Origin of the sequence: Microbacterium sp. PF5 (genome assembly GCF_004794315.1) — a bacterium.
Lineage (GTDB): Bacteria > Actinomycetota > Actinomycetes > Actinomycetales > Microbacteriaceae > Microbacterium > Microbacterium sufflavum.
The window spans coordinates 1-25,952 of sequence record NZ_SSDQ01000097.1 but is presented as its reverse complement, the minus strand read 5'-3'; the positions used below and the strand labels follow the sequence as shown (position 1 = coordinate 25,952).

20 protein-coding genes are annotated in these 25,952 nt (G+C 71.7%); 9 read left to right on the top strand and 11 right to left on the bottom strand.

Annotated features, from left to right (window positions below):
* The first annotated feature begins 245 nt into the window (after window positions 1-245).
* The 3 genes from DW297_RS07640 (at window position 246) to DW297_RS07630 (ending at window position 4,887) form a co-directional block, all read left to right on the top strand.
* Window positions 246-2,171, top strand: coding sequence for an ABC transporter ATP-binding protein (locus DW297_RS07640; RefSeq protein WP_136031012.1), 1,926 nt, complete (start codon window positions 246-248; stop codon window positions 2,169-2,171).
* Window positions 2,168-3,982, top strand: coding sequence for an ABC transporter ATP-binding protein (locus tag DW297_RS07635; RefSeq protein ID WP_136031010.1), 1,815 nt, complete (start codon window positions 2,168-2,170; stop codon window positions 3,980-3,982). The genes DW297_RS07640 and DW297_RS07635 overlap by 4 nt, the downstream gene beginning before the upstream one ends.
* Window positions 3,983-4,074: 92 nt before the next feature.
* Window positions 4,075-4,887, top strand: coding sequence for a hypothetical protein (locus tag DW297_RS07630; RefSeq protein ID WP_136031008.1), 813 nt, complete (start codon window positions 4,075-4,077; stop codon window positions 4,885-4,887).
* Here DW297_RS07630 and DW297_RS07625 read toward each other — a convergent pair whose 3' ends face one another.
* The 5 genes from DW297_RS07625 to DW297_RS07605 form a co-directional block, all read right to left on the bottom strand.
* A complete protein-coding gene (locus tag DW297_RS07625) occupies window positions 4,888-5,946 on the bottom strand; it encodes an alanine racemase (protein ID WP_136031006.1) in 1,059 nt (352 codons plus the stop codon). It lies immediately after the preceding gene.
* On the bottom strand, window positions 5,943-6,533 hold the full coding sequence (locus tag DW297_RS07620) for an alanine racemase C-terminal domain-containing protein (protein WP_136031005.1): 591 nt from the start codon (window positions 6,531-6,533) through the stop codon (window positions 5,943-5,945). Before DW297_RS07620 ends, DW297_RS07625 begins: the two co-directional genes overlap by 4 nt.
* An 83-nt stretch (window positions 6,534-6,616) precedes the next feature.
* The gene (locus tag DW297_RS07615) at window positions 6,617-7,642 is read right to left on the bottom strand and encodes a sugar-transfer associated ATP-grasp domain-containing protein (protein ID WP_240744550.1); all 1,026 of its coding nucleotides are present in this window, start codon (window positions 7,640-7,642) and stop codon (window positions 6,617-6,619) included.
* Window positions 7,639-8,622: a TauD/TfdA family dioxygenase gene (locus tag DW297_RS07610; protein ID WP_136031003.1), complete on the bottom strand. Its 984-nt coding sequence runs from the start codon at window positions 8,620-8,622 to the stop codon at window positions 7,639-7,641. The genes DW297_RS07615 and DW297_RS07610 overlap by 4 nt, the downstream gene beginning before the upstream one ends.
* A 218-nt stretch (window positions 8,623-8,840) precedes the next feature.
* A complete protein-coding gene (locus DW297_RS07605; protein WP_136031001.1) occupies window positions 8,841-9,299 on the bottom strand; it encodes a GNAT family N-acetyltransferase in 459 nt (152 codons plus the stop codon).
* 175 nt (window positions 9,300-9,474) lie between these two features.
* Between DW297_RS07605 and DW297_RS07600 the strand changes: the two genes are divergently transcribed.
* Window positions 9,475-11,694 carry an NADP-dependent isocitrate dehydrogenase gene (locus DW297_RS07600; RefSeq protein ID WP_136030999.1) on the top strand — a complete coding sequence of 740 codons (2,220 nt, stop codon included), beginning with the start codon at window positions 9,475-9,477 and terminating at the stop codon, window positions 11,692-11,694.
* Window positions 11,695-11,760: 66 nt separating this feature from the next.
* On the opposite strand, the gene DW297_RS07595 is transcribed toward DW297_RS07600, so the two are convergent.
* Both DW297_RS07595 and DW297_RS07590 read right to left on the bottom strand, forming a co-directional pair.
* The gene (locus tag DW297_RS07595; RefSeq protein WP_240744549.1) at window positions 11,761-13,251 is read right to left on the bottom strand and encodes a L,D-transpeptidase family protein; all 1,491 of its coding nucleotides are present in this window, start codon (window positions 13,249-13,251) and stop codon (window positions 11,761-11,763) included.
* A gap of 121 nt (window positions 13,252-13,372) precedes the next feature.
* A complete protein-coding gene (locus DW297_RS07590; protein ID WP_136030997.1) occupies window positions 13,373-13,777 on the bottom strand; it encodes a RidA family protein in 405 nt (134 codons plus the stop codon).
* A gap of 25 nt (window positions 13,778-13,802) precedes the next feature.
* Here DW297_RS07590 and DW297_RS07585 point away from each other — a divergent pair, with 25 nt between their 5' ends.
* The 5 genes from DW297_RS07585 to nagB all read left to right on the top strand — a co-directional run bounded on the left by DW297_RS07585 (window position 13,803) and on the right by nagB (window position 21,316).
* The gene (locus DW297_RS07585; RefSeq protein ID WP_136030995.1) at window positions 13,803-15,020 is read left to right on the top strand and encodes an alanine racemase; all 1,218 of its coding nucleotides are present in this window, start codon (window positions 13,803-13,805) and stop codon (window positions 15,018-15,020) included.
* Window positions 15,011-18,280, top strand: a complete 3,270-nt coding sequence (locus DW297_RS07580) for a family 20 glycosylhydrolase (RefSeq protein ID WP_136030993.1) — start codon at window positions 15,011-15,013, stop codon at window positions 18,278-18,280. Before DW297_RS07585 ends, DW297_RS07580 begins: the two co-directional genes overlap by 10 nt.
* A 79-nt stretch (window positions 18,281-18,359) precedes the next feature.
* Entirely contained in the window at window positions 18,360-19,547 is a 1,188-nt protein-coding gene (locus tag DW297_RS07575) for an ROK family transcriptional regulator (RefSeq protein WP_136030992.1), read from the top strand.
* Between the two features lie 31 nt (window positions 19,548-19,578).
* Window positions 19,579-20,544: an ROK family protein gene (locus DW297_RS07570; protein ID WP_205828253.1), complete on the top strand. Its 966-nt coding sequence runs from the start codon at window positions 19,579-19,581 to the stop codon at window positions 20,542-20,544.
* Complete coding sequence (nagB, locus tag DW297_RS07565; protein WP_136030990.1) at window positions 20,537-21,316, top strand: glucosamine-6-phosphate deaminase; 780 nt, start codon at window positions 20,537-20,539, stop codon at window positions 21,314-21,316. The genes DW297_RS07570 and nagB overlap by 8 nt, the downstream gene beginning before the upstream one ends.
* 7 nt (window positions 21,317-21,323) lie before the next feature.
* Here the strand turns inward: nagB and DW297_RS07560 are convergent, their stop codons facing one another.
* From DW297_RS07560 to DW297_RS07545, 4 genes are read right to left on the bottom strand one after another with little or no spacing between them, the layout of a single operon-like run.
* Window positions 21,324-21,731, bottom strand: a complete 408-nt coding sequence (locus DW297_RS07560; protein ID WP_136030988.1) for an NUDIX hydrolase — start codon at window positions 21,729-21,731, stop codon at window positions 21,324-21,326.
* Entirely contained in the window at window positions 21,724-23,088 is a 1,365-nt protein-coding gene (locus DW297_RS07555; RefSeq protein WP_136030985.1) for an FAD-binding oxidoreductase, read from the bottom strand. Before DW297_RS07555 ends, DW297_RS07560 begins: the two co-directional genes overlap by 8 nt.
* 24 nt (window positions 23,089-23,112) lie before the next feature.
* Entirely contained in the window at window positions 23,113-23,484 is a 372-nt protein-coding gene (locus DW297_RS07550) for a YrdB family protein (protein WP_136030984.1), read from the bottom strand.
* 9 nt (window positions 23,485-23,493) lie between these two features.
* Window positions 23,494-25,545, bottom strand: a complete 2,052-nt coding sequence (locus DW297_RS07545) for a sigma-70 family RNA polymerase sigma factor (protein ID WP_136030982.1) — start codon at window positions 25,543-25,545, stop codon at window positions 23,494-23,496.
* Window positions 25,546-25,952 lie beyond the last annotated feature (407 nt).

The window sequence follows — 25,952 nt, the reverse complement described above, 5'->3', positions numbered from 1 at the left end:
CGCCCAGCTGGTTCACAGGAATAGGCTGATGGGCTGTCGCGCCAACCGGACGACCTCGCCGAGCCCATGAGGAGGACACCATGACCACGATCGCCGCCGCGCAGATCGCCACTCTCGGCTCGACCCCGGTGCGCCCGCTCTCCTAGAGCCGCCGCCCCCGTTCTGCACCGGATGCCGGGCTCCAGGAGCCCGCTCTCGCGTCCGTCCCTCTTCCTCTTCGTTTCGCCTCGACTCCTCTGAGAGACATGTCTTCCTCGTCTTCCGCGCACAATCCGTCGTCCACCCTGTCCACCCCCGCCGCGCTGTGGCGGCTCAAGCCCTTCGTGAAGCCGGTCGTCTGGCGTCTCGCCGGAGGGGCCGCGAGCGCGCTCGCCGCCGCTCTCATCGCGTTGATGATCCCGATCGTGCTCGAGCAGATCATCGGCGGACCGGTCCGCTCCGGTCACATCGATGCGATCGTGTGGGGCGCGGCCGCCGTGTTCGCCCTGGCGCTCGGCGAGGCGCTCATGGTGTGGCTCCGCCGTCAGTTCGTGCTGTTCCCCGCCACGCAGGTCGAGTACACGATGCGCACGGAGCTGTACTCGCGGCTGCAGACGCTGCCGGTCGCGTTCCATGACCGCTGGCAGTCGGGACAGCTGCTGAGCCGCATGATGCAGGACATCGGTCTCATCCGCCGCTGGCTCGCGTTCGGCCTCGTGCTGCTCGTGGTCAATGTGCTCACGATCATCATCGGCTCGGTGCTGCTGTTCCGCTGGCACTGGCTGCTGGGCACGATCTTCCTGGTGACCGCGATCCCGCTGTGGATCCGCGGCTACCTGTTCGAGAAGCGCTACGGCGCCCTCACCCGCCGCAGTCAGGACCAGGCGGGCGACCTCGCCACGAGCGTCGAGGAGAGCGTGCACGGCATCCGCGTGCTGAAGGCGTTCGGCCGCGGCAAGCACGCCCTGCGTCGCTTCAGCCGTCAGGCGGAGACGCTGCGCGAGACCGAGATGAGCAAGGCCGGCGCGATCGCGTCCATCTGGTTCTGGCTCGACCTGATGCCGCAGATCGCGTTCGGCCTGAGCCTGATGTCGGGTATCTGGCTGATCTCGCAGGGCGCGATCACCGAGGCGGAGCTGTTCGCCTTCTTCGCGATGGCGGTGGTGCTGCGCTGGCCCATCGAGTCGATCGGCTTCCTGTTCTCGTTCATGCTCGACGCCCGCACGGCGACCGACCGCGTGTTCGAGATCTTCTCCGAGACCAACACCATCACGGACCCGGAGCACCCGGAGCACATCGACGAGCCGCGGGGCGAGCTCGCGTTCGAGAGCGCGCACTTCCGCTACCAGGACGCGGGTGCCGAGGAGCGCGACCTGCTCGACGGCATCGACCTCGTGCTGCGGCCCGGCGAGACCATGGCGCTCGTCGGTCTGACCGGAAGCGGCAAGACCACGCTCACGACGCTCCCCACGCGGCTGTACGACGTGACGGGCGGACGGGTCACTCTCGACGGCGTCGATGTGCGCGACCTGCCGCTCGCGGAGCTGCGTCGGCACATCGCGATGGCGTTCGAGGACGCGACGCTGTTCTCGGCGTCGGTGCGCGAGAACGTGCTGCTCGGACGCGCCGACCTCGACATGCACAGCGACGAGGGGGAGCGCGTGCTGCGCGAGGCCCTCGACGTCGCCCAGGCGTCGTTCGTCGACACGCTGCCGGAGGGGGTCGAGACGGTGATCGGCGAGGAGGGCCTGAGCCTGTCCGGCGGGCAGCGGCAGCGTCTGGCGCTCGCGCGTGCCGTCGCCGCCGCGCCCAAGGTCCTGGTGCTCGACGACCCGCTGTCGGCGCTCGACGTCGACACCGAGGCCCTGGTGGAGGAGGCCCTGCGGCACGTGCTGGCCGACACCACGGCGCTGATCGTGGCGCACCGCCCGTCGACGGTCGCCCTGGCCGACCGGGTCGCGCTGCTGGAGGCCGGCAGGGTCACCGCGGTCGGCACGCACGCGGAGCTTCTGAAGACCAGCCGCCACTACCGTCACGTCATCTCGAGCCTGGAGGCCGAGGAGGCGGCGCGCACCGGCGCGATCCCGGTCATCCGCGACACCGAGGCGGAGATCCACGATGCGGTGCAGGACGGCCTCCGGGAGGACGCCGCCGACGACGATCTGATGAGCGAGAAGGAGGTGCAGCGATGAGCTCCACCCTCACCGGCACCCAGGACGAGGACCGTTCCCGCCTGACCCGCGAGGAGAGCAGGGCGATCCGCAAGCGGTCGCTGCGCCTGCTCGGCTCGCTCGTGCGGCCGCTCAAGCCGCAGATCGTGCTCGCCGCGGTGGTGCTCGTGATCTCGACGGCGCTGCAGGTCGCCGGTCCGATCCTGATCAGCATCGGGCTCGACCGTGCACTGCCGGCCGTGATCGAGAACGCCGACTGGATGCCGACGTTCGTGGTGGGCGGGATCTACCTGCTGGCCGGTGCGCTCGCGGCCGCCCTGATCGCCTGGTACGTGATCATCGCGGCGAAGCTGACGCAGGCGATCCTGCTCGATCTGCGCAAGCGCATCTTCCTGCACACCCAGCGGCTGAGCCTGGAGTTCCACGAGTCGTACACCTCGGGGCGCATCATCTCGCGACAGACGAGCGACCTCGACTCGATCAGGGAGCTGCTGGACGGCGGCCTGAACGAGCTCGTGTCGGGCGTGCTGTTCGGGCTGTTCACCTTCATCGCGCTGTGCGTGTGGGACTGGCAGTCCGGCCTCATCCTCGCGCTCGGCGGGGTGCCGCTGTTCTTCCTGATGCGCTGGTTCTACTCGCGCTCGCAGCTGGTGTACCGCGAGTCGCGCGTGATCAGCGCCAAGGTCATCGTGCAGTTCGTGGAGACCATGACCGGCATCCGCGCGGTGAAGGCGTTCCGCAAGGAGCCGCGCAACGACGAGGCGTTCCAGCAGGTCGCCGGCGACTACCGCGACGTGAACCGCCGCTCGATGCTGCTGTTCGGCACGTTCGAGCCGGGGCTCATGGGCGTCGCGGCTCTGGTCCTCGGCATCGTCGTGCTGTGGGGCGGCATCCGGGTGTCGACGGGGGCCCTCACGGTCGGCGTGCTGCTGTCCGCCGTGCTGTATGTGCGCAACTTCTTCGCGCCGATGCAGGAGATCGCGATGTTCCTGAACTCCTACCAGTCCGCGACCGCGGCGCTGGAGAAGGTGTCCGGCGTGCTCGAGGAGGTGCCGACGGTGCCCGACCCCGAGAAGCCGGTGGACCTGTGGGAGTCGCGCGGACACGTCGAGTTCGACGAGGTCACGTTCGGGTACAACGGCGAGAAGACGATCCTCCCGAACTTCTCGCTCGACATCCCGGCCGGGCAGACGATCGCCCTCGTGGGGACGACCGGTGCGGGCAAGTCGACGCTGGCCAAGCTCATCTCGCGCTTCTACGACCCCTCGGAGGGTCGGGTGACCCTCGACGGCGTCGACCTGCGCTCGCTGCACCCGAAGGACCTCCGTCGTGCGATCGTGATGGTCACGCAGGAGGCGTACCTGTTCAGCGGGACGGTCGCGGACAACATCGCCCTGGGCAAGCCGGACGCCTCGCTCGACGAGATCAAGGCCGCCGCCCGCGCGGTGGGCGCCGACGGCTTCATCTCGGCGCTGCCCGACGGCTACAACACCGACGTGAACAAGCGCGGTGGGCGCGTCTCGGCGGGGCAGCGACAGCTGATCTCGTTCGCGCGCGCCTTCCTCGCCGACCCGGCGGTGCTCATCCTCGACGAGGCCACCGCCTCGCTCGACATCCCGTCGGAGCGGCTGATCCAGGACGCGCTGCAGACGCTGCTCGCTGACCGGACGGCGATCATCATCGCGCACCGGCTGTCGACGGTCGCGATCGCCGACCGGGTGCTCGTGATGGAGCACGGCCGCATCATCGAGGACGACACCCCGGAGGCGCTCATCGGCGGCTCCGGCAAGTTCGCGCAGCTGCACGCCGCGTGGCAGGAGACGCTCGTCTGACGGCGTCCGCGTGCGCGGAGGGCCCGGTCTCCCCGTGGAGGCCGGGCCCTCGGCGCATCGCCGCCGTCGGTACGGGTCGGTAGCATCGAGGTATGGACCCCGTGCTGCTCCTCGCCGAGTGGTGGTGGATCGCGCCGACCGCCGCCGCCGGCGCGACCGCTGGTGCGATCGGGCTGCGCCGCCGCAGCACACGGAGCGGGCGGCGGCTCGAGTACGACGCGGCCCGACACGATCTGCGGATCGCGCAGCAGACGGCGGTCGCTCGGCGCACGACGCTGAAGATCGCGCGCGCCGATCTCGCGAGGGTCACGGCGGAGCGCGCCGCGCAGCGGGCCACGGCCGAGCAGGTCGCGGGGGCGCGACGGATGCTGCGGGAGCGGGAGCGCGACGCACGTGCGGCGTCGGCGGAGGTGCGGGCTCGGCGGGTGCGGGTGAACGCGGCCCGTGCGGCGATCCCGGCCGGCTCGGCGCCGCGGCCGCTGGAGCGGCTGTACGCCGAGCACGACGCTGTCACGGCCCGGTGGATGCGGTACGAGACCGACCCTGCGCTGCAGATCGCGTATCCGGCGATGACCGACGTCAAGCGCCCGGAGACCGCCGCCTACCTGCGTGCCGCGGGCACGGCGGTGGAGGCGCGCCGCGGCACCACGGGGCGGATCACGGCGGCGGAGTTCGCCGCCTACCGCGACGCGGTCGCGGAGCTGGAGCGCGCGTTCGAGGCGGCGGAGCATGCGGCCAGGGTGCACGCGGGGGAGGCGCCGACCACTCCCGCGTGGCAGGATGCCGCGCACGACATGGTGAACCGCTCGGTCGAGGCGATCGACCGAGCCGCGGGAGCCGCCGCCTCGGCACTGGCCGCGTGGAGCAGCCGCCGCAGCCGCCCCCGGTCGGACGACGACGCCTGATCAGCCCGCACCGGGTCGACGCCCGGCTCGGTACTCGCGCGTGATCAGCGGGGAGAGCCGCACCAGGAGCTCTTCACCGACCGTGCCGATGAGTTCGGCCAGGCTCGTCGCGTCGAGCTCCCCGCGGGCGCCCGGCCCCCACACGGCCACCTCCTCGCCGATCGCCGCCCGCGGCCAGGGGCGCACCACGCTCTCGGTCGGCCCGATCCGCAGCACGCGTCGGGCCCCGGCGGCCGTCCCGACCTCGAAGCAGCCGGCGAGGGTCGAGGGGAGGCCGTCGAGACTGCCGATCCCGATCGTGACGGCCTCGGCGTCCACGCGGATTACCGGGGCGAGCAGCGTGGAGGCGAGGGCGATGTCGTCCGGCGGCGGCGCCCCCACCGACCGGATCCCGTACGCGAAGGCCCCGAAGCGCACCAGGTCGAAGCGGAACTCGGAGCGGGCGGCCCCCGCGGCGCTGGCAGCCAGATGCCGCACGGTCGGCGTGAGGCCCAGCGCCTCCGCCCGCTGCACCGCCTCCCGGAACGCGGCTCGCGCCAGGTCGTCGTCGCGGTCGCTCACCTCGGCGATGTGGCTCCAGATGCCCTCGACCCTGATCGCTCCCGCGGCCTCCAGCTCCGCCGCCCGCCGGACCACCTCGGTCCACTGCTCGGGGCGGATCCCGCTGCGATGCAGACCCGTGTCGATCTTGAGGTGCACGGGCTGCGGGCGACGCTGATTCACCTCGACGATGCGTTCCAGGTAGTCGGCGTCACCCACCCCCAGGGTGACGCCCGCGCGCACCGCCGCCGCGATCTCGCCCCGGGTCATGGTCACCCACGCGAAGACCCGCGCGTCGGGGCCGGCGGCGGCGCGCGCGCGCACCGCGGTGGCGCTGTCGAACGCCCCGAACCAGCGCACCCCTTCGGCGGCCGCAGCCGTGACGACCCGTTCGAGCCCGTGTCCGTACGCGTCGCACTTCACGATCATCATGACCTCGGCCGGCGCGCTCCGGCGCTGCAGTTCGCGGATGTTGGCGCGCAGTCGACGCAGATCCACGACCAGTCGGGGGAGGGTCATGGTGTCTCCTCTCGCGCGGCGCGCAGCCCGAGCGCGCACACGAGCTCGGCGGCCGTCCAGCCGGTGATGCGGGTCCAGTCGGCCAGTGCGTGCCGCGCGGGACCGGGCCCGCCGAAGTACACGACCTCCTCACCGTGCCGGATCGGCGCGTGACCGATGTCGACGACGCACACGTCCATCGCCACCCGTCCGATGATCGGGAACAGCCGGCCGCGGATCTCGACGTCGGCCTCGTTCCCGAGCGCCCGGGGGATGCCGTGGCCGAACCCGCCGGTCACGAGCGCCACACGGGTGTCGGTGCCCGCATGGTGCGTGTGGTTGTACGACACCCCTTCGCCCGCCCGCAGCTCCTTGGTGGAGAGGACGCGCCCGGCGACGCGCATCACGGGCTCCGTGTCCGCACCGGGCCAGCCGAACAGGCGCGCGGGATCGATCGTCGCCGGCTCGTCGCACGGGGTCAGGCCCGAACGGGCCGCGCTGCGCCCGGCCGAGGCGTCGAAGATCGCGTGGCGGATACCGGCGTCGTGCGCGATCCCCGCGACCCAGGTCAGGCCGTGTCCCCACGCGTCCCGGCGCAGGTCGATCACCGGGACGCCGACGCTCGCCGCCGCCTGACGGTGCGCGTTCGAGGCGAGCGCGGCGCGGGAGAGGCGGGCACGGATCAGGGCGTTCAGAATCCCATCGCCTTCTGGAACCGGGGCCGGTGGCCGGTGCGGATGCCGAGCACGCTCGGCTTCACCTCGTACACTCCCGTGCCCCAGTTCCCCTCGATGATCACGGGACCCGTCGGGGTGACCGCCACGTCCCATCCGACGTACTGCACCTGCGGCACGCGGCGGGCAGCCCGGTCGATCAGCGCGATCACCTCGTCGTACAGCGGCAACTGGAAATCGGCGATCCGGTAGCCCGTGTCGGGATGGAATCGGTGGACGTTGCCGTGCGAGTCGTAGCCGTCGCCGAGGGCGCGCCCGGTGTCCGCGTCGAGCATGGTGTAGAAGCCGCCCCAGTCCATCTGGTCGGCGGCCTGGCCGCGACCGAACTTCTGGGCGATGGACAGGATATGCGTCCGATGGCCGTCGAAGAACGCCGTGATGCGCGTGGAGTTGACGGTCCCCGGGCACACCGCCGACAGCGCGTCGTGCTGCACGATGTTCTCCTCGACGAGCAGCTCGCCGTTCTCCATCAGCCGGTGGTGGAACGCGTCCCAGTCGGAGACGTCTGCGCCGTGGTACCGGTGGATCGCATGGCCGGAGCGCCCGAGCCGCTGCTTGGTGATCAGCGTCTGGTGCCGGTCCGCGAACGAGCGCAGAGCGTCCGCATTGTCGTCGTCCAGCAGCATCCACTCCCGCCCCAACAGGTCAGAGAACACGCGCACGAACTCCCACTTGTCGTGGAAGATGTGCCGGTAGTCGGCGTGGTCGAACAGGTAGGACAGCCGATTCGACAGCGGATGCGTCATCATGGTGCGGCGCTCCGCCGCCGTGAGCATCGCGAAGTCGTAGTCGACGTAGTCCTGGAAGCCGACCTGGTGGAAGGCCGCCTCCCTGAGCATGTCGACGAGCACCGCAACCGTGCGCTGATCATGGTGCGCCGCCACCGCACGCGCACGGCGCATCAACGAACCCACGTCGATGCGCCGTGCGCGACCCAGCAGATAGCGGAGGCGGATCACGCCGGCGTGAACGGTCGAGCTCACTGCCCGGCGGGGTCGTTCTCGACGACGCGGGGGCGACGGGTGCGGCGTCCGGCCGACGCGCCGGGGTCACCCGTGATGATGACGCGCTGGAGCCAGCGGTCGGTGCCGTCGTAGCGCGGCTCGAAGCTGGTCCGGGCGTGGAGCACGCGACGGTTGTCGAACAGCAGCAGGTCGCCCGCCTTCAGATTCACGGCGATACGGGCGGCGTCCGCCGCGTCGTGGAAGCGCCGCAGCGCGGCGGCCGCCTCCTCGTCGCCCTCGACGGCGGCCGCGCAGTCCATGTCCACGCGCACGAAGCGCTCGCCGTCCTCGCCGTACAGGACCGGTCCACGGACCCCGTCCTCGGGTCGTCCCGTGCCGCCCGATGCCTTGTCGATGCCGTGCAGGAATCGGGGCTCGCGCAGGATCCGCTCGTCTTCCGGGCTCAGGACCACGCGGTCGATCGGAGCGAGGGCCGTGTCGGCGTTCACATCGCCGCGCACGCACAGCAGGCCCACGTAGTGCGGGTGGGCGTCGTCGAACGCGTCCTCCGTGTGCCAGTCGAGCAAGCCGCGGCTGCCCGTGCCGACCGCGTCGTATTCGTGGCCCTTCACCGGCGCGACGTTCTGGATCTGGGCGCCGGCGTGCTGGCGCGCGAACGCGAAGATCTCCCCCGCGGTTCCGGCGAGGGCGAGCAGGGTGGCCTCCGTGACGGGGTCCCGGTCCTGATTCTGGAACTCGAGCTGCCACCCCTCCGGGGTGCGCCCCATCTGCTCCTGGTCCACGGTGAAGCCGGTGAAGAGGACTGCGCCGTCGGGGACGTCGGCGGCCGCGAAGCGCCGGATGACCGCGACGGTGTCGGGGTCCTCTGCGGCGAGTGCGGCGGTCGCCGACGCCAGCAGGTCGTCGAAGGCCGCGTCGTCGCGGTAGATGCCGCGGCGCCCCACGGCGAGGGCGGAAAGGGCGTCGAGTGCCGCGGGAGCGAGGGCGTGCGTGATCATCGCGTCGCTCCCGTCGTCTCGATGGGCGCGCAGAGGCAGAGAGGCATGGTGAGCATGGGTATCGCTTTCTTCAAGGGGGGCCGCAGCTGCGGCACGACAACGATACCAACTAAGAGGTAGCACATTACTGAGGACGGGCTGAGTCGCTACGGGAGGTGGCTCAGCCGGGGGCGACGGGGTCTCGATGGGGGAGGGGATTCGAGACCCCGCCGCCGGTCTCAGGGCTCGACGCGGATCTCGGCGATGACCTCGCCGTAGGCCGTCTCGCCGACCGGGGTGAAGCCGACGCGACGGAAGAAGGCCTCCGGCCCCTCCTCGCCCGCCTCGTAGATGACGTTGACGTGGTCGACGCCGCGGCGGCGGGCCTCCTCGATGAGGCTCTCGACCGCGAAGCGACCGACCCCGCGGCCCTGGTCGTCGGCGTCGACGTTGATGCGCCACAGCACGGAGCGGAAGTGCTCCTCGGGGGCCTCGTCGTCGAAGTTCGCGCTGACGAAGCCGACGACCTCGTTGCGGTCGAGGATGACGCGCTGCCACGACGTCTGCGGGTTGATCACGGTTGCCGCGATGCCGTACGACACCGGAGCGAGGAACTGCTCCTGTCCGGGCTTGAGCGACAGGTTGTTCACGGCGACGATCGTCGCAGCGGAGAGTTCGACCATGCGCAGTTCGGACATGCCCCCAGGCTAGCCCCTCCCGGCGGACTCGACACGTCCCGGCTGAACATTTTCGGACCGGGGGAGGCGGGCGCACATCGTCGGCGGGAGGCGTCCAGCGGGCGGGCGGGGCGTCGAGCGCGCTCGGGGTATCTTGGTATCGAGACAAATCGCCCCGTGAACGGAGAACCTCCCGGTGACCGACGACGCCATCATCTACACGTACACCGACGAGGCACCGGCACTGGCCACCGCCTCGTTCCTGCCCATCATCCAGGCCTACACCGGCCAGGCGGGCATCGAGGTCGAGACGCGGGACATCTCCCTGGCCGGCCGTATCCTCGCCGCCTTCCCGCAGAAGCTCGCGCCGGAGCAGCAGGTCGGCGACGCGCTGGCCGAGCTGGGCGGCCTGGCCACTCTTCCCGAGGCCAACATCATCAAGCTGCCGAACATCTCGGCGTCGATCCCGCAGCTCAAGGCCGCCATCGCCGAGCTGCAGCAGCAGGGATACGACATCCCCGACTTCCCCGACGAGCCCACGTCGCTCGAGGAGAAGGACGTGCGGGCGCGGTACGACCGCATCAAGGGTTCCGCGGTGAACCCGGTGCTGCGCGAGGGCAACAGCGACCGCCGCGCCCCGCTGGCCGTGAAGAACTACGCCAAGAAGCACCCGCACCGCAACAAGCCGTTCGCGGAGGGGTCGAAGACTCGTGTGGCCACGCTCGGTCACGACGACTTCAAGCACAACGAGCGCTCGTGGGTCGCCGCCCACGACGACGTCCTCTCGTTCCGTCACACCGCGAAGGACGGCACCGTCACGGTCCTGAAGGAAGGCCTCAAGGTCCTCCCGCGCGAGATCATCGACGCCACCTTCCTGTCCGCGAAGGAGCTCGACGCCTTCCTCGCCGAGACGCTCGAGGCCGCCAAGGCGGACGACGTGCTGTACTCGGTGCACCTCAAGGCCACCATGATGAAGGTCAGCGACCCGATCATCTTCGGCCACGTCGTGAAGGCGTTCTTCAAGGACGTCTTCGACCAGTACGGCACGCAGCTGGCCGAAGCCGGACTCAGCGCGAACGACGGCCTCGGCTCGATCCTCGCGGGGCTGGCCGACGTCGCGAACGGCGACGAGATCGCCGCCGCGTTCGACAAGGCCATCGCCGAGGGGCCGCGCCTGTCGTACGTGAACTCCGACAAGGGGATCACGAACCTCCACGTGCCGAGCGATGTCATCGTCGACGCGTCCATGCCCGCGCTGGTCCGCAACGGCGGGAAGCTGTGGGGCAAGGACGGCGAGGAGGCCGACACGATCGCCGTGATCCCCGACTCCTCCTACGCCAGCGTCTACCAGGCGGTCATCGACGACGTGATCGCGAACGGCCCGCTCGACCCGGCCACGATCGGCACCGTCCCGAACGTCGGGCTCATGGCGCAGGCGGCCGAGGAGTACGGCAGCCACGACAAGACCTTCGAGATCGCGGAGGACGGCATCGTCCAGGTGCTCGACAGCGAGGGCACCGTGCTCATCGAGCACGAGGTCGGCAAGGGCGACATCTGGCGCGCGACCCAGACGAAGCACATCCCGGTCATGGACTGGGTGAAGCTCGCGGTCTCCCGCGCCCGTGCGACCGGAGCGCCCGCCGTGTTCTGGCTCGACGCCAACCGCTCGCACGACGCGCAGATCATCGCGAAGGTGCACCAGGGTCTGGCGACACTCGACACCAAGGGGCTCACGATCACGATCCTCGCGCCGGAGGAGGCGACGCGCTACACGCTCGCCCGCATGCGTCATGGCCTGGACACCATCTCGGTGACCGGCAACGTGCTGCGCGACTACCTGACCGACCTGTTCCCGATCCTCGAGGTCGGAACGAGCGCCAAGATGCTCTCGATCGTCCCGCTGCTCGCGGGCGGCGGGCTGTTCGAGACCGGCGCCGGCGGCTCCGCCCCGAAGCACGTGCAGCAGCTCGTCGAGGAGAACTACCTGCGCTGGGACTCGCTGGGCGAGTTCTTCGCGCTCGCGGCCTCGCTCGAGCACTTCGCCGACCGCACGGGCAACGAGAAGGCCCGCGTGCTCGCCGAGACGCTCGACGCCGCGACCGGCACCTTCCTGGAGGAAGACCGTTCGCCCGGTCGGGCGCTCGGCACGATCGACAACCGGGGCAGCCACTTCTACCTCGGCCTGTACTGGGCGCAGGAGCTGGCGAAGCAGACGAAGGACCCGGAGCTCGCCGCGGCATTCGCCCCGGTCGCCGAGAAGCTCGCCGCGAACGAGGAGGCCATCGTCTCCGAGCTCAACGCGGTGCAGGGCAAGCCGGCCGAGATCGGCGGCTACTACCGTCCGGACGAGAAGCTCGTGGCCGCTGTCATGCGCCCGTCCGCGACGCTGAACGAGATCGTCGACGCCCTGCGCTGAGATGACGAGAAGGGGGCGGATGCTGCGGCATCCGCCCCCTTCTCGTATCCGCGGACCCGAGGTGCGTCAGTTGTGGACGGAGACCTCGAGGCCCACGGGCGACCAGTCGTAGACGTACTTCGCGAGGTCGATCGGCAGGTTCACGCAGCCGTGGCTCATGCGGTTGCCGAAGTTGTTGTGCCAGTACGTGCCGTGGAAGCCGATGTTCGTGGTGAACCAGGTGATCCACGGGACGTTCTCGGTGCAGTACGGGGCGCCGGGGTAGCAGCCCATGTCCTGCATGCGCGTGTGGGCGAAGACCTTGAAGTTGCCCGTCGGCGTCGGAGTGCCGGGCAGCCCGGTCGAGACGGCCCACGACTTCACGACCGCATTGTTCTCGTACAGCGTGGCCCGCTGCGAGCTCAGGTCGATGTCGATGCGACGGAACAGGTTGACCGTCTCGAACGGCGTCTCGGTGACGGTCAGCGCGAACACACCGTCGCCGGCGGCGAGCTGGGTCGCGAACTGCTCCGCGATCTGGGAGGTGTCGCCCAGCGCGCGTCCGGTGACGCCCTCCTGCTCGGCGCGCAGCACGGTGCCGGCCGAGTCGACGATGACGGTCGCATTGACCGGGGCGCGGTCGACCGCGGCCGGAAGCGCGTCGACGGTCGCCTGGATCGCCTGCGGGTCGGCCTGGATGCGCAGCTGACCTTCGTCGTCCACGACGGTCAGCCAGGAGGCGGCCGTGGCGGGGTCGATCGGGACCGTGCGCTCCTCGCCGACGTAGAAGCCGATCGTGGCGAGCATGGTGTTGAGTTCGCTCGCCGTGGCGGTCGCGTCGGCGTCGCTCACGGAGGGAAGGGCCTCGGCGGGGCCGCCCGGATACTCGAAGGAGGTGCGACCGTCGCCGACCGCGTCGACGAACGCCGTGCCGAGGTCGCCGAGGTCGATGCCGGTGCCGGCTTCCGAAGGCGTGATCGTGTACGCGCCGGTCGCGGCGTCGAACACGACTCCCGCATTGACCGGGTCGACGAAACTCGCGGGAACGGCGTCCCGCAGGGCGGCCGTGGCCTTCTCGGGGTCGAGGGTGATGTCGGCCGGTACCGGGTCTCCCATCCAGGACCCGAGGTTCCAGAGCGGGTGGGCGGCGAAGGCGGCATCGGCCAGGGCGGTGGCATCGGCCGTGGCGCCCAGGTCGGCGCCCGTGAGGACCGCGCCGTCGCCCTCGCCCGTGAGCGTGACCTCCGTCTGCGCCAGGTGCGTGCTGATCGCGTCGGCGGCGGCGCCCGGCGTCATCCATCCGACAGGGATGCCCGCGACGGTCGTCCCCGGTGCGATGAGGATCGCGGAGGCCGCTCCCGCGCCGAGCAGGACGACTCCGACGCCGAGACCGATCCACAGGCCGAGGCGGCGCTTCTTGGGAGACGGTTCGATCGGAGCCCAGGCCAGGGGCTGCTCACCGGTGTGCGGCGGAACCGTCTCGGTGGGCGCATCCGCGGGCGCGAGCACGCTGGTGGGCGTGCCGTCGTCGGCAGGAGCTCCCGTCGCAGCGCCCGGTACGGAAATCACATCGGTCACGAACTACACCCCCCGCGGTTCTGACGCATCCAGTCTCTCAATGGTACGGGATGGCAGGTAACGGGGAGGCAACGGTCTGCTACCCTGCCTCCCCGTTCTCCGGACACGTCCGGCTGCGCGGTCAGTCGATGACGGCGAGACCGTCGATCTCGACGAGCATCTCCTCGCGCGGAAGGCCGGTGAAGACGGTGGTGCGCGAGGGCAGGACCCCGCTCGTCGTGTGCGCCTCGACGAACGCGCCGTAGGCCTCGTTCATGATGGGGAAGTCCTCGCGCTTGGTCAGGTAGACGCGGAGCATCACGACGTCGTCGAACGTGGCGCCGGACGCCTCGACGATCGCCTTGACGTTCTCGAGCGTGCGGGTGGTCTGTGCCGCGACATCGCCGGGGTGGAGGTACTCGTTCGTGACGGGGTCGACCGGGCCCTGGCCGGAGACCTGCACGATCGGGCCCTTGCGCACTCCCTGCGAGAAGGTGTGGGCGGGGGCGGGGGCGGCGTCGGTCGAAACTCGTGTCTTCGCGGTCATGCCGCCAGCCTAGTAGCCTTGTTAGATGCCTCTACAAATTCCGGATCCCGTTCTCGGCGCCTGGGCGAAGGGGTTCCCGGCGCGCGCCGCAGGGCTGCGGCTCTCCGAGGTCGGGCAGGCCGGACTGCACCTCTCCGACCTGGTCACGCCGGTGCTCACGGTGCACGCCGACGCGCTGACGCACAACGAGCAGACCGTGTTCGCGTGGGCCGCACAGCAGGGCGTGGGCCTGGCCCCGCACGGCAAGACCACGATGGCCCCCGCGCTGTGGCAGCGGCTGCTCGACGCGGGCGCCTGGGGCATCTCCGTCGCGACGCCCTGGCAAGCGGAAGTGGCCGTGACCGCCGGAGTGCCGACCGTCCTGATCGCCAACGCGGTCACGGATGCGGCCGCCGCCCGTCGCCTCGGCGAACTGCTCGCCGCCGACCACGACCTGCGGATCCTGTGCTGGGCGGACGCGGTCGACGGCGTCCGCATCCTCGCCGATGCCCTCTCCGATGCTGCCCGCCCCCTCGACGTGCTCGTGGAGCTGGGCGGCGCGCACGGACGCACGGGTGCCCGCAGCGTGGAGGAGGGCGAGCGCATCGCCGCCGCGATCACTGCCGCACCGGGCCTGCGCCTCGCCGGAGTGACCGGATACGAGGGGCCGTTCGGGCCGGATCGGTCCGCGGCGTCGGTCGCCGCGGTCGACGCCTACCTGGACACCCTGGTCGAGCTGCACCGCCGACTCGACTACCCGGAGGGGCCTCGTCCGGTCGTGAGCGCGGGCGGGAGCTCCTTCCCCGACCGGGCCGCCGCCGTGCTGTCGCCGCTCGCTCCCGAAGCCGACGTGGTGCTGCGCTCCGGAGCGTTCCAGATCCACGACGACGGGTTCTACGCCCGCATGTCGCCCTTCGGCCCGCTGACCGGTACGGCACCGCTGCGGTCGGCCATGCACGCCTGGTCGCGCGTGGTCTCCCAGCCCGAGGACGCCCTGGCGCTGCTCGACGCCGGACGCCGTGACGTGCCGTTCGACCTCGACCTGCCGGTGCCGCAGAGCGTCGAGGGCGAGATCACGGCGCTCAACGATCAACATGCTTTCCTGCGGCTCGCGGACGGCGCCGCGGTCGCGGTCGGCGAGGTCGTGCGGCTCGGGCTCTCGCACCCGTGCACCGCGTTCGACAAGTGGCGGGTGGTCGCGGTGATCGACGATCCCGACGCGGACGACCCTCGAGTGATCGGAGCGGTGGCGACGTGCTTCTGAGTGCGGAGAAGGCAGCGGCCGGGCTGGTCAGGGTCTACCGCTCGGCCACGGTCGTCGACGGCTCCGGTGCGCCGCGGTTCACGGCCGACGTGGCGGTGGAGGGCGCGCGGATCGTCGCGGTCGTGCCCGAACGGGAGGACGCGCAGCTCGAGCTGCCCGAGGGCGGCGTGGAGGTGGAGGCCTCCGGCCTCGTGCTCGCGCCCGGCTTCATCGACATGCATGCGCACAGCGACCTCGCGGTGCTGAGCGGTGCCGCGCACGACGCGAAGATCCGTCAGGGCGTGACCTGCGAGGTGCTCGGTCAGGACGGCCTCGGGTACGCGCCGCTCGACGACGCGACAGCCGCGGTGATCCCCGCGCAGATCGCGGGGTGGAACGGCCTGCCCACCACGGTGCCGTGGCGGTCGATGAGCGATCTGCTGGCAGAGATCGACGCCGCCGCGGTCGCGAACGCCGCGGTGCTCGTTCCGCAGGGGAACCTCCGGATGATGGTGGTCGGGCACGAGAACCGCGCGGCGACCGCGGAGGAGATCGAGGCGATGGCCGCGCTGCTCGGCGAGGCTCTGGACGCGGGGGCGTTCGGCATGTCGAGCGGCCTGACCTATACACCGGGCATGTACGCCGACACCGCGGAGCTCGAGGCCCTGTGCCGTGTGGTCGCCGAGCGCGGGGGATACTGGGCGCCGCACACCCGCAGCTACGGCGCGGCCGCGTTGGATGCGTACCGCGAGGCCGTCGAGATCGGCCGTCGCACGGGTTGCCCGGTGCACCTGACGCACGCCACGATGAACTTTGCCCCCAACCGCGGCCGGGCCGACGAGCTGCTCGAGATCGTCGACGCGGCGATCGCGGACGGCGTCGACGTGACGCTCGACACCTATCCGTATCTCCCCGGCGCGACCACGCTCTCTGCCCTGTTGCCCAGCCGGCTGGCGGCGTCGGGCGACCTGCTGGCCGCCATCGCCGGACTGGATGCCGAGGGGCGCGAGGCCGTCCGCGTGGAGCTGGAGGAGCTCGGCTGCGACGGCTTCCACGGGGAGCGTGCCGACTGGTCGGCCATCCAGATCTCCGGCACCGCGAATCCGGCTCTCGCGGGCCTCGTCGGCCGCACGGTCGCCGAGATCGCGAACGACTCGAGGCGGCGGGCCGTCGACGTGGTGCTCGACACGATCCTCGAGGACGCCGGGGCGACCGGCGTGCTGATGCACATCGGCGACGAGGACAACGTGCGCGCGATCATGCGGCACCCGCGGCATTCCGGCGGCAGTGACGGCATCCTGATCGGGGCCCGTCCGCACCCTCGCGGCCGCGGCACGTTCGCGCGCTACCTGGGGCATTACGTGCGCGAGCTCGGGGTGCTGACGCTGGAGGAGGCCGTGCGCCACCTCTCGGGCAACCCCGCGGCTCGTCTGGGACTCGACCGCGGCGATGCGCCTCGCGGCATCATCCGCGTCGGCGCCACCGCAGACCTGGTGCTGTTCGATCCGCTCACGGTCGCCGCGGGCGCCACGTTCGAGGAGCCGCATCGGCCGCCGATCGGCGTCCACGAGGTGCTGGTGGCGGGCGTGCCCGTGGTCCTGGACGGCGTCGTGACCGGTGCCGTCGCCGGACGGGCCCTGCGCCTGCCGCCGCCCGCGCACCGGGCGACCGTGCCGGCGATCGCGGCGCACGTCGATGCCGCGGCGGCTCGGTTCGCGTGGCGGCCGGACACCCCGATCGACGCGGTGCCCGAGCTGTCCGCGTCCGTCGACTGGCTGGGCGGGGGAGGCCAGGGGACCGGTCAGGGCATCCGTCTCACGCTGGATGACGCCCTCGGGGCCGCGGCCGCTCGCGCCGGCCGCGTGGGGGACGAGGCGTTCCGCGTGACCGTGTCCGCCGACGGGGTCGAGATCCGCGGTGCGAGTCCGCTCGGGGTCTTCCGCGGCGCCACCGTGCTGCGGCAGCTGCGCGACCCCGACGCCCCTGCGCAGGCCGAGGTGCTGCTTCCGGCCGGTGTGTGGGAGGGGGCGCCGGCGTACGGCTGGCGCGGCGTCATGCTCGACGTGGCGCGGCACTTCCGCCCGGTCGACGACGTGCGGCGCCTGATCGACCTGCTGGCGCTGCACCACCTGAACATCCTGCAGCTGCACCTCACCGACGATCAGGGCTGGCGGTTCGAAGTGCCCGGCTACCCGCGGTTGACGGAGGTCGGCGCGCGACGGGAGGCCACCCAGCGCGGGCACGGGCCCGAGGCCACGGTCGAGCCCGGCGTGCACGAGGGCTTCTACACGACGGACGAGCTGCGCGACCTCGTCCGTTATGCGGCGGAGCGCGGCGTGACCCTGGTGCCGGAGGTCGAGCTGCCCGGGCACATCCAGGCCGCGCTGGCCGCGTACCCCGAGCTCGGCAACACCGATGTGGGCGTGCCGGCGAGCGGCCCGTGGGAGCGGTTCGGCGTGAACGCGCGTACGCTCGCCCCGACGGAGGCGGCGTTGGCCTTCGGCCGTGCGGCGATCGATGCCCTCTGCGACGTGTTCGACGCGGAGTGGATCGGGATCGGCGGGGACGAGGTGCCCGTGACGGAGTGGGCGCAGAGCGAGGCGGCAGCGGAGCGGATGCGCGCGCTGGGCCTGGCGACGCCGCATGACGTGCAGCCCTGGTTCACCGCGCACTTCGTGGCGCACGTGCGCGCGCGGGGGCGCACGGCGCTCGCGTGGGACGAGGTGCTGGAGGGCGAGGTGCCGGAGGGCGTGCGCATCCTCGCGTGGCGCGGACCCGTCGCGATGCGGGAGGCACTGAGCCGCGGGATCCCCGTGGTGGCGTGCCCCGACCTGGAGGTCTACCTCGACTATCCGCAGTCGGAGTCGCCCGAGGAGCCGATCAGGGTGGGACCCCCGCTGCCGCTCGCCCGCGCGTACTCGCTCCGGATCGAGGTTGGTGCGGTGGGCGGTCAGGCGAACGTGTGGAGCGAGCACCTGCCCAGCCGGGACCGCGTGGACTTCGCGATGTTCCCGCGGCTCGCCGCGATCGCCGAGCGGCTGTGGGAGGGCGGGGAGCCGCGGCCGTTCGCGGACTTCATGCGGCGGCTTCCGACGCATCTGCGTCGCCTGGCGGCGGCGGGGGTGCGGTATCGTCCGCAGGATGGCCCGTCCCCGGATCAGCGCCGCCCCGGCGTTCCGGGAAAGCCGCTGACGGTGGAGGCGCGCGAGGCCATCGTCGCGGGGCTGGTGGAGCGGCTCCTGGACGGCTCTGCGGCACGGGCCCGCGCGGCTCGAAAGTAATGTAACGTTTCGGTAACCCTGGCCGCGGCCTCGCGGGCAGAGGTTGCGCAATTTTTGTTCGTAAGGTCTACTAACAAACATGTCCGTTTCGGATGATCAGCGCCCCGCGGCGACGACAGACTTCGTCGCCGCGAACGCGCACGCCTTCGGGCCCGCGCGGCACCTGCGCTCGCGCACCAAGGTGCTCCCCGAGCACGCCCGCGGACACAACCGCGCCCTCGTGCTGCAGACGCTGTACCACTCCGGAGCGATGAGTCGCGCCGACCTCTCCCGGGAGACCGGACTGACCCGGGTCACGATCTCCGACCTCGTCGCGGAGTTCATCGCCGACGGCATCGTGATCGAGATGGGCGTCCGCGAGGCGGTGGGTCCGGGGAAGCCGCCGATCCTCATCGACATCGACCGCGCCGGGCACCAGATCGTCGGCCTCGACCTGTCGGGTCCGAACGCTTTCGAGGGAGCCGTGCTGAGCCTCGACGGCGACGTGCTGGAGCGCCGCCAGGTGCCTCGCCCGGAGCGCCCGGACGGGGAGGCCGCCTACGCCGCGCTCCGCGAGCTCGCACAGAGCCTCGTCGACGCCGCCACGCGCCCCGTGCTCGGCGTCGGCATCGGCACGCCGGGCGTCGTGCGACCGGACGGTCTGGTGCTGAGCTCGCCCAACCTCGGCTGGACCGACTTCCCGCTCGAGGCGAAGCTCGGCGCCGAGCTCGACCTGCCCGTCCTCGCGCGCAACGACGCGAACGCCGCTGTCCTCGCGGAATACACCTTCGGCGAGGCGAAGGCCGACTTCATGCTCATCAAGATCGGCCGAGGCGTGGGTGCCGGCCTCATCACGGGCAGCCAGCCGCTGCTGGGCAGTCGCTTCGCCGCGGGGGAGATCGGACACGTGGTCGTCGGCACCGATGGCGGCCCGCGCTGCGCCTGCGGCAAGATCGGCTGCCTGGAGGCCTGGCTCAGCGTCAGCCGGATGCGGGAGGCCCTCGACGCCGACCCCTCGGCGCGCGAGGACATCCTGCGCGACGCCGGCACGCGCATGGCCATCGCCATCGCCCCGATCGTCGCCGCGCTCGACCTGTCCGAGGTCGTCCTCTCCGGCCCGGCGGAACTGCTCGACGGCACGCTGATCGACGCCGCGGTCGAGACCCTGCACGCGCGCACCCTGGAGGGCGTGTTCGAAGACGTGATGGTGCGGCTCACGCATCAGGACGACATCGTGCTCCGCGGAGCCGCGGTCATGGTGCTCTCCGGGCAGCTGGGGGTGTCGTGACCTCCGCGACCACGACCGAGACCGGCATCCGATGACCGGAACCGCTGCCGCCGACCTGCCCGGTCGGCCGATTCGTGTTGGCCTGGATGTCGGCGGAACCAAGATCGACGCCGTCGCCGTCGACCCCGCCGGTGAGATCCTCGGACGCCTGCGCCGCGCCACGGGCTGGGGCGAGGACGCCGTCGTCGACAGCATCGTGTCGACCGTCGTCGCCCTCGCCGATGAGACCGGGGTCCCGCTGTCGGCCGTCGGGTCCGTCGGTGTGGGCATCCCCGGGCTGGTCGATGCGGACGCGGGGCGCGTCGTGCACGCCGTCAACCTCGGGGTCGAGTCGCTCGACCTGGCCGACCGGGCGGAGCGAGCGCTCGGCGTGCCGTTCCGCGTCGAGAACGACGTGAAGGCGGCGGCGCTCGGAGCCGCCGTGCTCAGCGGTGTGAGCGGTTCGATGGCGTACCTGAACCTCGGCACCGGTGTGGCCGCGGGCATCGTCGTGGACGGTCACATCTGGCGAGGATCGCGCGGGACCGCCGGCGAGGTCGGCCACATCTCGGTCGACCCGCACGGACGCCTGTGCGGGTGCGGACAGCGCGGTTGCGTGGAGACGTTCTGCGGCGGCGGCGCACTCGCCAAGGCCTGGGGTCGACCCGGCGCGCTGCCGGTCAGGGACATCTTCGACGCCGCCGATGCCGGCGACCCGCTGGCGCTCGCGCTGCGTGACGACCTCTTCTTCGGCGCGGCCGCCGCGGTCCGCGTGCTGGTGCTGTCGGCCGACGTCGAGACGGTGGTGATCGGGGGCGGCCTCACGGCCATGGGAAGCCGCCTCGACGAAGGCATCAGGGCTGCACTGCACGCCGGCGCCGAGGCGTCACCGTTCGCGAGGTCTCTGCGCCTGGATGAGAGAATCGAACTGCTCCCCGCGGGTTCCCCCGCCGCCGCACTCGGCGCCGCTCTGGTGGGCGCATCCATTTCTGAGAAGGAGATCGTTCCGCATGGCTGAGGTCGTCATCGTCGAGAGTCCCGAGGCCGCCGGTGCGCTGGTCGCCACCGAGATCGTGGAACTGATCGACCGTCGTCCGGACGCCGTCCTCGGCCTGGCCACGGGCTCCACGCCGCTGCCGGTCTACCAGGCCCTGCGCGCGCAGCTCGCCGGGCGCGACGTCTCCCGGGTGCGCGGCTTCGCCCTCGACGAGTACGTCGGCATCGACCCCGCCCACCCCGAGAGCTACCGCTCCGTGATCACCCGCGAGGTCGTCGAGCCCCTGGGCCTCGACCCGCAGCGCATCCACGTGCCCAACGGCGCGGAGGCGACCATCCAGCACGCGGGTGAGGACTACGAGGCCGCGATCCAGGAGGCGGGCGGCGTCGACCTGCAGATCCTCGGCATCGGCACCGACGGGCACATCGGCTTCAACGAGCCCGGCTCCTCCTTCGCGTCGCGCACCCGGGTGAAGACCCTCACCGAGCAGACGCGCGAGGACAACGCCCGCTTCTTCGACTCGATCGACGATGTCCCCATGCACTGCATCACGCAGGGTCTGGGCACGATCCTGCAGGCCAGGCACCTCGTGCTCCTCGCGTTCGGCGAGGGCAAGGCGGAGGCGGTCGCCGGAGCGGTCGAGGGTCCGCTGACGGCCCTGCTGCCCGGCTCGGCGATCCAGCTCCACCCGCATGCGACGATCGTGGTCGACGAGGCGGCCGCCTCCCGGCTGCAGCTCGCCGACTACTACCGGTACACGTTCGCGAACAAGCCGGCCTGGCAGGGGATCTGACCCCGACTCACCGGGTCGCGGCCGGCCAGGCGAGGGGGAGCAGGTGCTCCACGCTCAGCGGCGCCAGCGGCAGCGTCTCCGCGTCTTCCGGGGTGATCCATCGCAGCTCCGCGAGCTCGGCCTGCACCCGCACCCCGGCCGGATCGATCGCGGCGGTGAAGGCATCGGCGACGACCCGGTGACCCGGTTCGTTCGCGGCGGCGGACACGAACCGTCCGAGCGGACGGAGGTCGCTCTCGCGCAGTGCCACGCCGAGTTCCTCGTGCAGTTCGCGGATGAGCGTCTGCGCGGCGCTCTCGCCGGGCTCCGGCTTGCCTCCGGGCTGCATGAACCTGGTCGTGCCGTGCTTGCGGACCACCAGCACGCGGCCCTGGTCGTCGACGATCACCGCCGCGCTCACGTGGATGTCAGGCATCGGGGACGAACACCTTCCCTGGGTTGAGGATCCCGAGCGGATCGAAGACGGCGGCGATGTCGCGCTGCAGCCGCCACTGGTCGTCGCCGAGCTCCTCCGCAAGCCAGCGCCGCTTGAGCACCCCGATGCCGTGCTCGCCCGTGAGCGTGCCGCCCAGGCGGATCGCCGCGCGGAACAGCTCGTCGGCGGCGGCCCAGACGTGTGCCGGGGTCTCGGGTCCCTCGAACACGAAGTTCGGGTGTAGATTGCCGTCCCCCGCGTGCGCGACCGTGGGGATCACGAGACCGTACTCGCGCTCGATGCGGGCGATCTCGTCGAACATCGCCGGCATGGCGCTCCGCGGCACGGAGACGTCTTCGATCAGGGTGGTGCCGAGGGAGGCCATCGCGGCGTGCATGGACCGGCGGATCGCAAGCAGCCGCTCGCCCTCCGCGCGATCGTGCGACACCTCGGTGACGCCGTCGTTGCCGCGCAGGATGGCGTCGATCGCGTCGGCCTCGGCGGCCGCCGCAGGCCCGTCGGTCTGGATGGTCAGCTGCGCGGTGCCGGGCGTCGGCGCCGGCAGGCCGAGCAGAGCGTGCACGGCCGCGAGGCTCGGGGCGTCCATGAGCTCCATGATCGCGGGCTGCACCCCGGCCGCGGTCACGGCGGCTGAGGCGGCGGCCGCGGCGCGGACACCGGGGAACAGAGCCGTCACAGTGCAGCTCTCGCCGGGGACGAGCCGCCGGAGCTTGAGCGTCGCGCCGACCACGACGCCGAGGATGCCCTCCGAACCCACGACGAGAGCCGTCAGGTCGAGGCCCGTGACGCCCTTGACGCTGCGATGCCCCAGGTGCAGAAGCCGCCCGTCGGCCAGTACGAGGTCGACGCCGAGGACGGCATCCCGCACGACGCCGTACTTCGCGCAGAGCAGTCCTCCCGCGCCCGTGGCGATGTTGCCGCCGACCGTCGAGATGTCGCGGCTCGCGGGGTCGGGTGCCCACCACAGGCCGAAGGACGCGAGGTGGGCATTGAGCTCGGCGTTGAGGATGCCGGGCTCGACCACGGCCAGCAGATCGTCGGGGCGGACCTCGTGGATCGCCGCCATGCGTCGCAGCGACAGCACGATCTCACCCTCGCCCGCGTTGGCCGCCCCGGCGAGGCCCGTGCCGGCGCCGCGGACCACCACGGGCGTGCGCGTCGCCGAGGCGATGCGCAGGGTCTCCTGCACGTGCTCCACGCGCTCGGCGTGCACGATCGCCAGCGGGCGCCCCGCGGCGGCATGGCCGGAGCGGTCGGAGCGCGCCCGTTCGAGCGCGTCCTCGTCGGTGTCGACGAGCGCGCCGAGCGCCTGCTGCAGCAGCGGGACGACGCTCACGACGGGATGCTCACGACGGCGAGTTCACGTCAGGGCGCGGCGACCGCTCAGAACACCGGCGACCACGGCGACGAGGGCGAAGGCGGTGCCGATCAGGGCCTGGCCCATGGACCACCACGCGATCGTCACGCCCACGTAGATGAGCAGTTCGACCAGCGCACGCAGGAACGGGTGCACGCGCAGCACGGGGCGGGGCGACAGGAACAGTGCCCACAGCAGCAGGGCCGTGACCGGCGCGCCGATGCCGATCACGATGTTCCACGGCAGGTCCCAGCTCGCGAAGCCCCACAGGGCGAGAGAGGCGATCGCCGCGATCAGGACGACGACGCGCACGAGGTCGAGCGCGGTCAGCGCCTGACGTTCGACGCCGGGGACGGGGGCGGGATCCGGAGTCATGACTCCAGTCTATTCGGCGATCGTCGAGCCCTCTGCCGCCGCAGCGACGGGCTCGGAGAGGGTCGCGACGGCCTCGACGGGAGCCGGTGCAGTCTCGGCCGGTGCAGCCTCGACCGGGGCCGGAACCGACGCGGGCTCGACGGGGGCCGACGCGGGCTCGACGGGGGCCGGTGCGGGCTCGACGGGGGCCGGAGCGGGCTCGGCCGGAGCGGGCTCCGCGTCAGCCGGTGCCGGAGAGGGCGCTGTCTCGTCGGGGACGACAGCCGCATCCGCCGCGGCCGTCGTGTCGCCGACGGGCGCGGTGTCCTCGGCGGGCTGCTCCGGGACGACGGGCGTCTCGAGCGCGAGGGACAGCAGCGTGGTGTCTGTCGAGGCCCCCGGTCCGTCCGGGAACACGTAGCGGAAGGTGACCGTGGTGGTGTCCGCGTTCCACAGCTGACGCGCGGTCGGGCGGAGATCGATGGTCCCCGTGCCGGCATCATCCAGCGTGATGCTGTCGCCGCCACCGGTGGCGCCGTCGATCAGCGCCTCCACCTGGAGACCCGGGGCTCCGGAGACGGGCACCGTGTAGTGCAGCTGGATCCCGGTGAAGGAGAGGGTCGCGGCGCTCCACTGCGGCCCCTCCGTCGGCTTCGCGGGCTCGACCGGGTCCGTGGGATCGGTCGGGTCCGTGGGGTCCGTGGGATCGGTCGGGTCCGTGGGGTCGGTCGGATCGGTCGGGTCGGTGGGGTCGGTCGGGTCCACCTGCTCGGGCGGCGCGATCGGTGCGACGGGTTGCGCCGACGGGACGACGACGGTGCCGGACTGCTCGGTCGGCTGCGGTGTCGGCACCTCGGCGGCCGGAGGAGCGGGAGGTTCCTCCGCGGGCGCCTCGATCACGACGGGCTCGTCGAGCCCGAGCGACGTGTCGGGCGCGATGTCGGTCGTGATCGAGGAGTCGCCGTCCGCGGCGCTCGGGAGCGACGTCGCGGGGCTGGCGCCGGCGAGGCCGGGAACGATCGCGGCAGCGGTGACGACCCCGGCGACCACCAGTGCGGCCGACCCCGCGCCGACCAGCGCTCCCATGCCCGTGAACGCCCCTCCGGTGCTCGCGCTTCCACCGCCGGCGCTGCTGCCCCCCGCGGAGCCGGACCCACCGGACGCGCCGGAACCGGACGCGGCGACACCCGTTGCCGCGTGCCCCGCCCCGCCATCGCCGACCAGCACGCCGCCGGCGATGCTCGACGGCATGGCCGCCATCGCGACGATCGGAGCGCCACCGCCCTGCAGGGTCGCGAGGTAGCCACCGGCACCCGCGACGCCGAGCACCAGCGGCAGCATGACGAGCGCGAGGCGCATCGAGACGTCCTTGGCCTCGGCGGCGACGATCATGCAGCGCGCGCACTCGTCGAGGTGGAGTTCGAGGCGCTTGTGGTCGCGCGTGCCGAGGTTGCCGCGGGAGTACGCGCCGAGGTGCTCGATCGTCCACTGGCAGTCCGACCCGGGGGTCGCGCTGCGCAGGTGCGCCTGGATCCACGCCTCGCGCAGACCCTCGCGCGCGCGGAACGCGAGCTGGGAGACGGCGCCCGCCTTCATGCCGAGCAGCGGTGCGACCTCCTGCGGCTTCATCTGCTCGATCTCGGTGTACCAGAGCACTTCCTGCCAGCGCGAGGGAAGGCTGCGGAATGCCTGCGCCGTCAGGCTGCGGTCGAGCGCCTCGTTGGAGGCGTTCTCGGTGCTGCTCGGGTCGGCCACCGTGTCGAGCTCGTCGATCGCGGTCTCGCGGCGCGAGCGTCCCCACGCGGCGGCGGTGTTGCGGATGCTCGTGAACAGGTAGGCGCGGAACGACCCGTTGGGCCCACCGCCCTTGGCGATCGCCTGGTAGATGCGGGTGTACGCCTCCTGCACCAGATCGTCCGGGTCGATTGACGAGGTCACCGATCGTGCGACGGCGATGCCGGACGGGTAGTGACGCTTCCAGAGTTCGCCGAACGCCGTCGTGTCGCCGGAGCGGGTGCGGAGGATCAGGTCGGCATCGCCGATGGGCTCGTCAGGTGTGGTGTTCTCTCGGTGCACAATCATCCATCTGTCCCGGGGCGCGGATCGGCCCTCAGGGGAAGAGACGCGCGAGCGCGCGTCTTATTACGCGGTACGACGATTGTCCCGCGAAAGTCCTGATAAGGCCACCCCTTCGTGCTCTGTTCGAAGGAGATCCATCGGGTTCTGTCATTCGGCATCCAGCCCCGAAAACTTTTTCCGAAGTCGCGTAATGAACTGGAGATCGCTTCGTCTCATCCCGTAGAGACAGCCATGCGAACTCCACCGGGGGGCGGAGTTCAGGCTCTGATGCGGGGGGTTCTGCATCAGGGGAAGGGTCGAGGTCCTCGGGGGAGGAGCCCTCGGCCCCGCCCGCTCGACACGGGAGGGAACGGGCCGCCGATCTGGGGAGAACGGCGGCCCACCATCCCGCTCTACGGGAGAGACAGTCG